The 12,536-nt window shown below is 54.8% G+C and carries 8 protein-coding genes and 2 pseudogenes; 7 read left to right on the top strand and 3 right to left on the bottom strand.

Translation table 11 applies throughout. The features are described 5' to 3' along the window. The first annotated feature begins 22 nt into the window (after positions 1-22). The 7 genes and pseudogenes from V7676_RS14420 (at position 23) to V7676_RS18860 (ending at position 6,351) form a co-directional block, all read left to right on the top strand. Positions 23-1,009, top strand: coding sequence for a dihydrodipicolinate synthase family protein (locus V7676_RS14420; RefSeq protein ID WP_100093394.1), 987 nt, complete (start codon positions 23-25; stop codon positions 1,007-1,009). Between the two features lie 19 nt (positions 1,010-1,028). Beyond that, entirely contained in the window at positions 1,029-2,204 is a 1,176-nt protein-coding gene (locus V7676_RS14415; RefSeq protein WP_100093395.1) for an aromatic ring-hydroxylating oxygenase subunit alpha, read from the top strand. Beyond that, positions 2,201-2,698 carry an aromatic-ring-hydroxylating dioxygenase subunit beta gene (locus V7676_RS14410; RefSeq protein WP_240616894.1) on the top strand — a complete coding sequence of 166 codons (498 nt, stop codon included), beginning with the start codon at positions 2,201-2,203 and terminating at the stop codon, positions 2,696-2,698. The genes V7676_RS14415 and V7676_RS14410 overlap by 4 nt, the downstream gene beginning before the upstream one ends. A gap of 565 nt (positions 2,699-3,263) precedes the next feature. Further along, the gene (locus tag V7676_RS14405; RefSeq protein ID WP_100093396.1) at positions 3,264-4,187 is read left to right on the top strand and encodes a fatty acid desaturase; all 924 of its coding nucleotides are present in this window, start codon (positions 3,264-3,266) and stop codon (positions 4,185-4,187) included. 176 nt (positions 4,188-4,363) lie between these two features. Further along, positions 4,364-5,490 (top strand): annotated as a pseudogene (locus V7676_RS14400) (IS3 family transposase). Positions 5,491-5,716: 226 nt separating this feature from the next. Further along, positions 5,717-5,878, top strand: a pseudogene (locus tag V7676_RS14395) (transposase domain-containing protein); the annotation flags it as partial. A 206-nt stretch (positions 5,879-6,084) separates the two neighbouring features. Then, on the top strand, positions 6,085-6,351 hold the full coding sequence (locus V7676_RS18860) for a plasmid pRiA4b ORF-3 family protein (RefSeq protein ID WP_206170115.1): 267 nt from the start codon (positions 6,085-6,087) through the stop codon (positions 6,349-6,351). A gap of 169 nt (positions 6,352-6,520) precedes the next feature. On the opposite strand, the gene V7676_RS14390 is transcribed toward V7676_RS18860, so the two are convergent. The 3 genes from V7676_RS14390 to V7676_RS14380 all read right to left on the bottom strand — a co-directional run bounded on the left by V7676_RS14390 (position 6,521) and on the right by V7676_RS14380 (position 12,436). Beyond that, positions 6,521-7,921, bottom strand: coding sequence for an IS4 family transposase (locus V7676_RS14390; RefSeq protein ID WP_100093398.1), 1,401 nt, complete (start codon positions 7,919-7,921; stop codon positions 6,521-6,523). A gap of 323 nt (positions 7,922-8,244) precedes the next feature. Beyond that, positions 8,245-11,352, bottom strand: coding sequence for an efflux RND transporter permease subunit (locus V7676_RS14385; protein ID WP_100093399.1), 3,108 nt, complete (start codon positions 11,350-11,352; stop codon positions 8,245-8,247). Positions 11,353-11,356: 4 nt separating this feature from the next. Continuing rightward, positions 11,357-12,436 carry an efflux RND transporter periplasmic adaptor subunit gene (locus V7676_RS14380; RefSeq protein ID WP_164089020.1) on the bottom strand — a complete coding sequence of 360 codons (1,080 nt, stop codon included), beginning with the start codon at positions 12,434-12,436 and terminating at the stop codon, positions 11,357-11,359. Positions 12,437-12,536: the final 100 nt, after the last annotated feature.

Genomic DNA, 12,536 nt, shown 5'->3' with positions numbered 1-12,536 from the left:
CAATTCTAGGAGAGCTACGAAGATGACACGTACACTTATGAAATCTGGTGACGTCAAAGGCGCTTGGGCGATTATTCCCACTCCGGCGAAGGATAAAGCCTCGGATTGGCGAGCGACAAATACGGTCGATCTCGATGAAACTGCGCGCGTGGTGAACGGCCTGATAGACGCGGGGATCAACGGGATTCTCAGTATGGGGACGCTTGGCGAAGCGGCGACCATGACCCACGACGAAAAGCTCGATTTCATGAAGGCGCTGGTCGATGCTGCGGCCGGCCGGGTGCCGATATTCGTCGGCACCACCTGCATCAACACCCGCGACACCGTAGCATTGACCCGGCAAGCGCTTGAACTCGGCGCGGATGGCACGATGCTGGGAATTCCGATGTGGTGCGCGCCCAGCCTTGACGTTGCTGTCCAGTTCTACAAGGACGTCGCTGAAGCCGTCCCGGAGATGAACATTGCAATCTACGCCAATCCGGAGGCTTTCAAGTTTGATTTTCCGCGGCCGTTCTGGGCACAAGTAGCTGAAATTCCGCAGGTCGTTACCGCCAAATATATCGGTATCGGCAACCTGCTGGCGGACCTTTCGGCTATTCGCGGTCGGATCAAGTTGTTGCCGATCGACTTCGACTATTACGCTGCGGCCCGCATGGACGATTCGATCGACGCTTTCTGGTCCAGCGGCTCTGTGTGCGACCCGTTAGTGACCACAACGATTCGCGACAATATTTTGAAAGCCCGCGAAACCGGTGACTGGAACGCGGCACGCGCCTTCCAGGCGCGACTCGGACCGACGGCAGCTCCGCTGTTCCCGAACGGCAGCTTCAAGGAATTCTCGACCTACAACATCGCGCTAGAAAAGGCGCGCATGAATGCCGGTGGGTGGATGAATGCTGGCCCGGTTCGGCCACCATACCATCTTTGTCCGGAACCGTACCTCGAGGGCGCACGCCTGTCGGGCAGAATGTGGGCCGAACTTGGCAAGGCACTCGCGGCCGAAAAATGAGATAAATGGGAGAGAGCGGATGACGGAAATAAAGCTATCCTGGCCAAAGAATTATAATGAAATTCCTAAAGAAGCCTTCGTTCGCGAGGACATTTATGCGGAAGAGGTCAAACGCATTTTTCACGGTACGGAATGGCACCCGGTCGCCCATGAAAGCGAATTGCCCAACCCGGGTGATTTCAAGACCTACCGCTTGGCCGGCGTACCGTTGCTTATCGGGCGCGACGTTGAAGGCGTGGTGCGGGTGTTCTACAACGCCTGCTCGCACCGAGGCAATCAACTCGAGACGGCGGTTATGGGCAACAAGACGGAATTCGAATGTCCATACCACCGCTGGTTGTTCGATTCCAAGGGAGACCTCGTCGGTTGTCCCAACCCACGGGAATTTCTGCCCGGCTTCAACAAGGCCGATTATCCGCTCGCCCAGCCTCGATTCGACATTTTTTTTGGCCTGATCTTCGTGACGCTTTCGGCGCAAACCGAGTCGCTGCTTGAATACCTAGGTGACTCGCAGAATTGCCTGCGCGAGTTGCTTGCGGGCGACGGGCGGCTCAAGCTGCTCGGCTACCAGAAGGTTCGTTATGATTCGAACTGGAAGTCGTACACCGATAACGATGGCTATCATGCGCCGCTGTTGCATCAGGCGTTCAAGATGCTCAACTGGCAAGGCGGCAAAGGTCGCCAGTTTGCGGTAACAAAACGCGGCCACATCTGTTTCGAATCGGCACTTTCTGTGGCAACCGGGCCTTCCGTGCTCAAGGACAAGTCGCTGATCGAGTTCAAGGGGCAGGATCCTGCGGTCGGATCCCGGATCGTCTCGCTCTTTCCCACCTTTGTTTCAACGAAACATCTTGATGTCATCAATTTGCGCTTCGCCACACCGATCGATGCAGCGACAGTCGAGGTTCACTACGCCTATTTCGCGCATCAGGATGACGACGAGGAGATGGTTCGCCACCGCTTGCGGCAAAGTTCCAATCTGCTGGGCCCGTGCGGTCTGATAAGCATGGAAGATGCCTCGATCTTCCATCGCATCCACATCGGAAATCACACACCAGGGTCGGCCATCTTCCAGAAGGGAGTGCATGACCCTTTGAAGCTGGAATCGGAATTTCTTCAGAATGACGAGAGCGGCAATCTGCCACGCTGGGAATATTACCGTTCGGTCATGGGGTTCGAAAGGGCGACAGTATGATGAAGACAGATACATCACTCGAAGCGGCGCTAAACGCCTTGCTGCTGGCCGATGCTCACGCGCTCGACAGCAAGGATATGCCGGGGTGGCTTGCTAACTACGCGGACGAGGAGGCTGCCGCCTACTACTGCCGTTCGGCGGAAAATTCGGAGCACGGACTCGCCCTTGGCTTCATGTACGACGACTGCCGCGCCAGGCTCGAGGATCGCGTCACCTTCGTGAACGACATCTGGGCGGGCACCTTTCAGGATTATCGTACCCGCCATTTCGTCCAACTCACCAGTTATGATCGCGTTGATGCAACCGCTTTGGAAATGCGATCCAACTTTTCGGTGTTCATGACGCCTAAAGACAGCGGGATCACCCAGGTGTTGGCGGCGGGGCAGTATCTCGATAGTGTGCGGCAAGGGAAGAATGGCGAACTGAAGCTGTTATCGCGGCGGGCTGAGCTCGATACCTCCGTACTTCCACGATATCTGGTCTATCCGATTTGACCAATTGATCAGCTGAAGCGACAGATATTGTCCGTCAAAGCGGTAATTAGCGAAAGATTAATCAGCAATGGTCATCGACGCCCATGCGCACCTTGTCGCACCCTCGGCCCTCTATGCGCATAGAAGCAACCCGTTGGTCTCAGGGGGCAGTATGGCAGCAGCTATCGTGCTCAAGTGCCCGATCGACTGCTGGAAAAAAGCGTGAACCAGAAGGTCAAGAAAGGACGAGGTGGGTACTGACCTGCAGGTGCTTTCTCCCCGTCTTTCTTGACCTTGCACGGCTCCGCCCGGTGGAGCGACATCATCGACTGGGCCTGCGACACAACTGACATGATTGCCCGGACGGTTTGCTTGATCTCAGATCGGCGACCAACAGGGGGATAATGGTCTTGGGGCGGACAACGGGCTGCCTGACTGCCATGGAATTGTGGGATAAGAGTTGTATAATATACAACATATGTTTATAATCGGTGCGATTGCGCGATGGGCAAGTGGAAAGCATAACTTGAAATGCTAAACCGAGTTGGCTGAATCCATGGGTAAATTAAGATTTGGGAGATGTGGAATGGTTGCGAGTGTTTTTCCAAAAAACCAGGAAGAGTATTTCGAGCAGTTGCGGCGCCCCCCCCTGCTGGCGCTGCCGACGACCTTGCTTTTCGTCGCCTCGATGGGCAGTATAGGCGGTGTCTGGTATCTGGCACTGACGGGGCAGATACCTATCTGGCTCGGCACCATCGCCAACGGTTTGATCACCTATTTACTGTTCAGCGTGATACACGACGCGGCCCATTATTCCCTGTCAAGAGTCAAATGGCTGAATGAGACGATCGGGGCGATCGGGCTCTTTTTCCTGTTCCCCTATGCGCCGATGGTGCTTTTGCGGTGGGTGCACAACAAGCACCACAGCTATGCCAATGGCCCACTCGACCCTGACCGTTTCGAACACGAATCGCCATGGTGGCAGGTACCGTTCCGCTGGATGTTTTTTGACGGTGCCTATATCCATTACTTTATCAAACGTGGCCAGAACGTTCGCAAGAAGCACGGCAGGGAACTCGTCGGTTTCTACGCAGCTTTGCTCGCCCTTTTCGTGGGGGCCATCTATTTTGGATTCGGCTTCGAGCTGTTCATGTTGTGGTTCCTGCCCTCGCGGATCACGCTGTTCCTGATCGCAGTAGTCTTCGTGATCCTGCCGCACTACCCGGCGATGGTCGCCCAGGATGAAGAACCATATATGGCCACGACGATGCGCTATGGATGGGAATGGCTGCTGACACCGGTGCTTGTCTATCAGAACTACCATCTCATCCATCATCTCTATCCGGAAATTCCCTTTTACAGGATGCACAAGGCCTATTTCATCAAGTTCGATGAGATCAACCGCCAGGACATCAGCCGGCAGACCGCCTTCGGGCTCAAGCCAGAAAACATGGCGTCCCATCTGGCCTACCGCCAGTCGAGAGACTCGGCGGTGAACCCGGCCGAATAATATCTGGCCCAAGTCGGTGGCAATGGCGATGACGTGATCTGGTGGATGGGTGCACAGGTCGAGACTTGCGACGACTGCGCGGATATCCTCTCCGTTTATAAACTGGCTCATTGGACTTGTAACGGTTTTGCGCCGGTCACTTGAGAGTTAAACACTCATACAAGGAGACCGACGAGATGAAGAAACATACAGAAGATTTCAAGCGCGAGGCCGTTCGGATTGCGGTGAGTAGCGGGTTGTCGCGGCGGCGTGTTGCTGCTGACTTGGGCGTTGGATTGTCGACGCTGGGCAAGTGGGTGTCGCAATATCGGCCAACGGATCCGGTGGCCACGCCGCAGGCCGATCTGGCCCGTGAGAATGAACGACTACGCCTTGAGAACCGTATCCTCAAGGAGGAGAGGGAGATATTAAAAAAGGCTACCCAGTTCTTCGCGAGCCAACGCCCGTGAGGTTCGCATTTGTGCACAGCTGGCGTCATGTTTGGCCAGTGGAGATGCTGTCCGCGTGATGCAGGTATCGACGCGCGGTTACCGATCCTGGCACGCGCGACCGACAAGTCGACGGTCGCGTGGTGACATGAAAGTGCTGGCGCACATCCGCGAGCAATATGGCCTCAGCCTTGGCAGCTACGGTCGTCCTCGCATGACGATGGAGCTCAAAGAGGCAGGCCTTGATGTTGGCGAGCGGCGTGTAGGCCGGTTAATGCGTGTCAATGGCATCCGGCCTGTTCGCACGCGCAAGCACAAGGTGACCACCAACAGTAATCAAAGCCTGGGTGTCGCTGCAAACTGGCTGGACGGCGATTTTGTTGCCGCTGCTCCTAACCAAAAAATGGGCAGGCGACATCACCTATATATGGACTGCCGAGGGCTGGCTCTATCTCGCTGTCATTCTCGATCTCTACAGCCGCCGTGTTGTGGGCTGGGCGGTCAGCGACAGAATGAAGAAGGATCTGGCAATCAGGGCGCTCGATATGGCGGTAAACCAGCGGCAACCCGCCGAAGGCTGCATCTTCCATTCTGATCGTGGCAGCCAATATTGTGCCTATGATTATCAGAAGAGGTTGCAGGCCTACGGCCTGCGGCCATCGATGAGTGGCAAAGGAAATTGTTACGACAATGCTTCTGTCGAGACGTTCTTCAAATCGCTGAAAGCCGAGATGATCTGGCTGCAAAAGTGGCAAACAAGGCGGCAAGCCGAAGCTGCCATCTTCCAATACATCAACGGGTTCTACAACACCCGCCGCCGTCACTCATATCTGGGTGGCATCAGCCCGCTGGCGTTCGAAGCAAAGGTGATATAATGAGATCAGTGACCGGCGCAAAACCGTTACAAGTCCACTTGCCAAACTCAAACCGTATGAACGCCAGAGAGCAAAACGATTCCAGCCCAATGACCGGCTGCTCGAGTTCCTGAACGCGCTCTGATGTCTCAAAATATGCCGAGCGCCGTTGAAGCGCAGTTTCGCTTGCAAGGTAGGCATGGAATTGCGGCTTTTGGCGCTCGGCATAGTTCGCCTTCCGGCATAAACGTGCAAGCTCAATGGCATCGAACCGCAAGCCTATATCGCCGATGTGATCGAGAAAATCGGCAGCGATTGGCCCGCCTCGCGCTGGGACGAACTCATGCCGTGGAACTGTGCAGCTGGAGTGGCGCCAGTCAGCCCCATTGCAGTTAGAAGGGCGGCATGACCGAGACTATCGCCCGCCTGCACATCGCGCTTGCCGATACCGACCCCTCGATCTGGCGGCGGGTCGAAGTTCCAGTCGATGCCAACCTCAAGATGCTCCACGATGTCATCCAGAGCGCGATGGGCTGGCTCGATTATCACCTCTGGGAGTTGGAAGTGGGAGATAAACGATACGGGCTGCCCGATCCGGACTGACCTGACGACGCGCTGTCTGCGGCCAAAAACACCAGGCTCAACACCCTGATCGACCGGGGCGTTTGCCAGATCCTCTATACCTACGACATGGGCGACAACTGGGAGCATATCGTCACGCTCGAAGCGCTCGAGGATAGCGAAGCCGGCACCAAATATCCGCGCTATGTCGAGGGCGAGCATCGCGCCCCGCCCGAGGACTGCGGCGGCACGCCCGGCTTTGAGGTATTCCTCGACGCCGTCACCGATCCCAGTCACTCCGAGCACGAGGATGTCACCTAATGGCACCAGGACTGCTATGGGGAACCTTTCGATCCCGACGAAATCGACGAACGCGACGCAAAACTCAGGATAGGCACCATCGCCAAACGCCGCGCCGCCGGCAAAGCTGCTCAGACCAAAAAATCACGCTGACAAGGCGGTGTCCTCGCCCTTTCAATTACCCACAAGTTCAACGGATGAGGTTGGCGCCAATTTTGAGGTCCATGAGGCGGGACCACCCTCGCCAGATTACGATGTTGCCCGGGGGCGGATCATGAGCTCGAGCGAGATAACCGCCGAGCCGTGCAATCTGGGTTACGTAATCGGCGAGGGTTCTGCCCATAAGCGCTTTCTTTCGGGAAGCCACGAGGCCTTCAATCAGGGCGATTTCAACGTCGGTGAGCACGAGCCTGGGTGATGCGGCAGGCGCGGCGCGGTTGATCATGGTCACCCAGAACAGTCGCCAGGACAGGATGCAGAATATCGCAATCAGATTGGCAAGGCGTTCGGCGGTTCGGAGCCGAGCATCCTCGGCCCGACAACCGGATTTGAGTATCTTGTGGAAAAGCTCGATCTTCCAACGCTGAGCATACCAGTCGAGCTTTTCAATCGCTTCGGCTGGCGTTGTAACCGGCAGATCAGTGATAAGCCGCCAGTCGATAGGGGGCCGACCTTCAGGTGCTCCACATTCACGGGCATGCAGGACGGTCAGGCTCAGGGACGGATAGCGTTTTTGCTTGCGGATCGGTGGCAACACCTGGATGCGCCGATAGCGTAGCTCGATGTCGGCATGATCGTCCTTGTTGATGGTGACCCGGTGCATTCCCTGGACAGCGACCTCGCTCATTTCGTCGGCGATGGTGTGACCACCGTCACCGGCCAGACGATCGACACAGGTGCGGACCAGAAAATGCGTGCCGGCCGACTGCGCCTCGCAGAAAAATTCGTAAATGTCGTTCTCGCGGTCGCCGATATGGACCAGCCGCCCCGGCTTGCCCAACAGGGCCGTCGACTGACGCATATTCTCGAGCCAGCGGTAGCTCTCCTTCTCTTCAATCGGCACCCGGGTGGGATTGATCCGGCGCTTCAGTGCGTTGGTGCCCTTGAACCTGTTGTGGGTCCAGAATTTTGCCGCCGTCAGCCCAAGCGGCAATCCTTCGGGCGTGACCGCAAGGCTGGAATGCATGAGCAGCCCGCAGACCGTATGAAGCCGCAGCCGACCATTTTCATCGCGTCGGCTGGGAGCCAGGCCAATAGCGCCAATCCGTTTGGGATCGCGCCGTTGATAGGAAAATTCAGTGGTGTCCTGTAAAATCAGGATAAACCCGTCAAGCGCAGCAACGCGCGCCTGGGTCGCCTGGAAATGACCAGCGAGGATATTGCCTTCGTTCACCGCGTTATTCGACAAAAAGCGGTAGGCCGCCTTGGTATTCGCCCAGTCCTGACAGGCCATCGGGATCGGCGCGCCAATCGCTGCTGCCATCTGCGCAAGCATCGTATGCAGCCGCTCGCCCAGTCGCTTGTCGCGAAATGCGACGATATCAACTTCACCATCAGCCCATTTGGCTGCATCAAAACCGGAATCTTTCACTGCGCACCCCGCCAACTATTTCAGGTGCCAGAGAATGAATCATGCCCGATTCCAGGCGAGCAACGATCATGCGATGAACGGAATCACGCCAACGACGACTTGTGGGTAATTGAAAGGTCCTCGCCACGCTTACTCCATATCAACGTCGCCTTTATAGCTTAGCAGCTGGCAAAATTCCTGCTGGTCAGAGCGGTGAGTTTTTCCCGTCAGGGGTTTGATTGGCTTAGATTGACCGATTGAGGAGCGTTAATCGGGATATGGATCACCTGAGTCGCAGCGGCATCTGCAAAAGGTTGCGTTGATAACGTGATGAGACAATTTGACTAAGCGCGGCGCGCTCTCCAGAATTGTCCCGATAGCTTTGCGCGAACGCGAATTTTTAGGCGCGCATAGTCATCGGGCAAGACATAAGCAGCAGGCACGACCAACAGAGTCAAAAAGGTCGAGGTAGTCAAGCCGCCTATAATGATAAAGCCCATAGCATTGCGCCATTCGGCTCCATCGGACTGAGCAAAAGCAACCGGCATCATGCCGAAAATTGCAGCCAGGGCCGTCATCAACACCGGCCGGAGCCGCTCGGGTGCCGCCTTTTGCATTGCATCACCTGCGCTCATACCGCCTGTCCGATATTCATTTGCAAGATCAACAAGAAGAATCCCGTTTTTCATCACGATCCCCATCAGGGCAATCATTCCGATTTGGGCGAACATACTCAATTCCTGATTGGAAAGCCAAAGTGCAATAAACGCCCCGGAAAAAGAAAGGGGAGCCGTAAGCATGATCAGGACAGGTTGTCCGAAGCTGTTAAATTGGCTGGCGAGGACAATGTATAGGGCCACAAAGGCAAGCGCGAAGGCCAGCAATATGGCAGAGGTTGTGTCTGCCAGTGTCCGCGCCATACCCTCCATTTTGGTGGACATTCCTTCAGGTGGGCGATGCTTGGCCAAAATCTTATCAACCTGAGCTACAGCGACGCTCAATGCTACGCCGGGCGGCGTGTTTGCCTTGACTGTGATTTGCCTCGCTCGGTCCACGCGATCAATCTGAGCTGGGCTGTCGGCAACTTCAATATCTGCCACCGCCGCTAGGTCGACCAAACTCCCGTTACCTGCCCGAACCGGAAGTCTGGCGATGTCATTTAACTTTTGCCGTTTATCTTCATCCGCTCGCACTCTAACGTCATAGCGTCTGCCGTCGGCTTCAAATGTTCCCGCATCACTCCCGCCAATTAAAGTTCGCGATGCTGCTGCGACGTCCCGTGCCGTCACCCCTAAATCTGCGGCCCGATTGCGGTCTAACCTGATCTGCAATTCCGGCCTGCCGCCTTCGTAGGTAGATGCAACATCCACCAATTCCGGGATATTGCGCATTTCCTCAGCGATGATGTTCGCGTAATCGTTGATGCTCGTCAGGTCAGACCCGGAAATTATAAGCTCTATCTGAGCCGATCCCACGCCGGCCCCGGACACCCATGGAACTTCCACGGCGGAAATATCCTTGGCCTCGGGTAGCGCCTTTGCAAGAATTTCGCGTGCCTGGTCCATGATGGCACCCTGTTTGACTGATCGACCCTGCTTGGGTGTGAGATCAACATAAAAGTCCAGCAAATTGGTTTTTTGATTTGTTCCTGCCCCTATGGTTACGAAAACATATTCTACATCTTCAATATTGCGTAGCGCTTCGTCGGCTCGTAGCGACGCCTCTTTAGCTGTCGCAATCCCAGTTCCCAGCGGAAGTTCAACACTTGCAAGAAACTCTGATCTGTCCGTGAGGGGCATGAACGTGGCGGGCACCATTGCTGCGAAAAGACCGCCGATTAAAAGACTTATGATCGCTCCCAAAAAAACGAGATATCGTCTTTTGATAGACCAACCTACAAGCTTTTCGTAACGCTTCCGCATGGTCTCGTGGAAGGTTTCAATTTTACCCAGCCAGCCTGCTTTTTCTTTCTCCGATTTCAGGAACCGCGATGCAAGCATCGGCGACAGGGTAAGCGCCACCAGCAATGAGACGCTGACCGAAAATACAATCGCCAAGCCATATTGAAAGAAGAAGCGGCCAACGATCCCTTCCATGAAGGCAATCGGCACAAACACTGCCAATGTGGCAAATGTCCCAGCAAGCACCGCCAATGCGACCCGCTTGGTTGCTTTTGGTGCCGCCTCCATTGGATCAACGCCATCATCGACATCGCTTTGCACAGCTTCAACAACGACGATAGCGTCATCAACAAGCAATCCAATTGCCACCGTCAACGCCAATAATGTCATGAAATTAAGTGTAAAATCGAACGCAGCAAAGGCAGCGAACGTTGCAATAACGGAAGTCGGAATGGCCAGCATAACAATAAAAGTTGCCCGCCAGCTGAGCAGAAAAAAGAATGTGACAAAAACAACCAATACCACTGCGATCATCAGATCAAACAGCACGTCACCAATGGCCGATTCGATGAAACGCGCTGTTTCTCTGGTGACAACAATTTCAACCCCGCTCGGCAGCTGGTCCTTGATCTGCTCGATTTCCGCTTTGATTGCTCTGGTCATTGCAACGGTATTGCTTCCAGATTGCTTGCGAACCTCAAGCACAACCCCGGGGCGACCATTTAATTGGGCATAGCTGGTTTCATCCTCGACCGAGTCTTCCACGCGACCGATATCGCGGACCCGTGTGACCTGTCCGTTGGGCCGATAAGCTACCGCGAGATTACCAAATTCCGAGGCTGTATTGGCTTCCGCCAATGTTCTGGTTCCATATTGCTTGCTGCGACCATCAATCTCAAGACGGCCGCCCGGCAACTCGGCATTTTCGTTTCTCAAGGCGGCAACGACATTATCCGTGCTAATAGCGCTTGCTCGCATTTTTGCCGGATCAAGCCAGACCCGCATTTCTCTTTCCCGCCCACCTACAATTGAGATAGAACCTACACCGCGAATACGCTGAAGCCTCTCTTTAACGACCTCATCTGCAAAGACCGTGAGTTCTCGGACCGGCGCATCTCCTGCTATCAAGAGCGACAGTATCGGCGCCGCGTCCGGATCAAGCTTTTCGACAATAGGCGCGTCCGATTCTTCCGGCAAATTGCTTAATATGCTGGCCACCCGGTCCCTGACATCCTGAGCCTTCACATCGGCCTCTTCCGACAACTCAAACTCCAACACCACCTGACTGACACCTTCGGCGCTGACTGAGCGCATTTGCCGAATGCCCGAAACGCTGTTGACCTCTTCCTCGATAACGTCGGTTATTTCAGTCTCAATCGTATCTGGAGACGCACCAGGCAAAGTCGTTGTTACCGAAACATAAGGAAATTCGATTTTGGGGAACAGATCAACACCTAATCTCCCAAAGCTCAACAGGCCCAGAACGACTAGCGAAGCAATCACCATCGTCGCAAAAACGGGACGCCGGATCGAGACATCAGAAATCCACATCAGCTTACCGTGCAGGCTTTCTTTGCTTGCGCTCTACTTTTTGCCCATCGCGCAAAGTGGATGGTGGGTTTTGGATGATTTTTTCGCCGGCCCGGACGCCTTGTGTGACCTTGACCCGTTCGAAATCTATGCTTTCGACCTTTACATTCCTTCGGCGTGCGATGCCTTTCTCAAACAGGAATATATATGGAGCCGCGCTATCACCTTTAACAGCCGATCTTGGAAGAATGATTGCAGATTCTGGCGGCGTCTCGATTAGCGCCCGCACACCAAGTCCGCTACTGATCCGATAGTTCGGGTTTCTTATCGGCAATCGCAATTCGACTGTTCGGGATTCCGGGTCAACCCGGTCATTGATGATGAACACAAAGCTGTCGAAAGGCTCATCAAAGCCATCAATATAAACTTTTGCCTTCTGGTTGAGCTTGAAATCATCAACCCGGGCCTGCGGAGCACTGACGATTGCTGCCACTATTTCTAATTCCTGTAGTTGCAAGGCTGCAGATTGTTCACCCATCGAAAAGCGATTGTTGAGATAGGACCCCTCGTCGACCAATCTGGCTGTAACGACGCCGTTATATGGAGCGCGGGCAACAGTATCGCGCAGCGCTTGTTTGGCCGTGGCCAGTAGCGATTGCGATTGCGATACCTGCGCTTTCGCGACGACCAGGTCTGTTTCAACCCTTTCGACCTGTGCTTTCGATACAAAGCCTCGCGGGGCAAGCGCAATTACGCGGTCATATTGGCGCTGGGCCTGAATAGCCTGTGCTTCCGTCAGGCGTAGCGCCGCTGATGCTTCCGCAACCCGTCTTTTATAATCTGCTTGTCTGATCTGGAACAGCGCTTGGCCCTTCTTCACCCGGTCACCGACCGTCACAAACATGGTCTCCAGCGGTCCTTCGACGAGAGCGCCAATTGCACTGCTTTGCTTGGCCGCAATCGTGCCAAAAACTTCTACGGGTTCGGCCAAGGGTTCCAGTTTCGTCGTTAAAATGTCCACTTCGAGTGGTATGTTCTTTCGAATGCCGTCTACATCGACATTTTCCGTATCCTCGATTGCACAGCCCGAAACCAAGCCCAGCATGACTAAAGCCAAGATGATTATGATTATGGAATGGCCCGCCTCAAACGAAGCTGTCATTATGGGCTGAGGTACAAAATGAGGAGATTGTCATGAACAACAC

The organism is Parasphingorhabdus sp. (assembly GCF_036963805.1).
Classification (GTDB): Bacteria; Pseudomonadota; Alphaproteobacteria; order Sphingomonadales; family Sphingomonadaceae; genus Parasphingorhabdus.
The sequence above is the reverse complement of the archived record's forward strand: the minus strand, read 5'-3'. Positions and strand labels throughout refer to the sequence as shown.

What these genes read in the sequence shown, in the direction of transcription:
- V7676_RS14380 (WP_164089020.1), bottom strand. Translation starts at nt 12,436, where the DNA reads ATGCTGGGCTTGGTTTCGGGCTGTGCAATCGAGGATACGGAAAATGTC.
- V7676_RS14410 (WP_240616894.1), top strand. Translation starts at nt 2,201, where the DNA reads ATGATGAAGACAGATACATCACTCGAAGCGGCGCTAAACGCCTTGCTG.
- V7676_RS14415 (WP_100093395.1), top strand. Translation starts at nt 1,029, where the DNA reads ATGACGGAAATAAAGCTATCCTGGCCAAAGAATTATAATGAAATTCCT.
- V7676_RS14385 (WP_100093399.1), bottom strand. Translation starts at nt 11,352, where the DNA reads ATGTGGATTTCTGATGTCTCGATCCGGCGTCCCGTTTTTGCGACGATG.
- V7676_RS14405 (WP_100093396.1), top strand. Translation starts at nt 3,264, where the DNA reads ATGGTTGCGAGTGTTTTTCCAAAAAACCAGGAAGAGTATTTCGAGCAG.
- V7676_RS14420 (WP_100093394.1), top strand. Translation starts at nt 23, where the DNA reads ATGACACGTACACTTATGAAATCTGGTGACGTCAAAGGCGCTTGGGCG.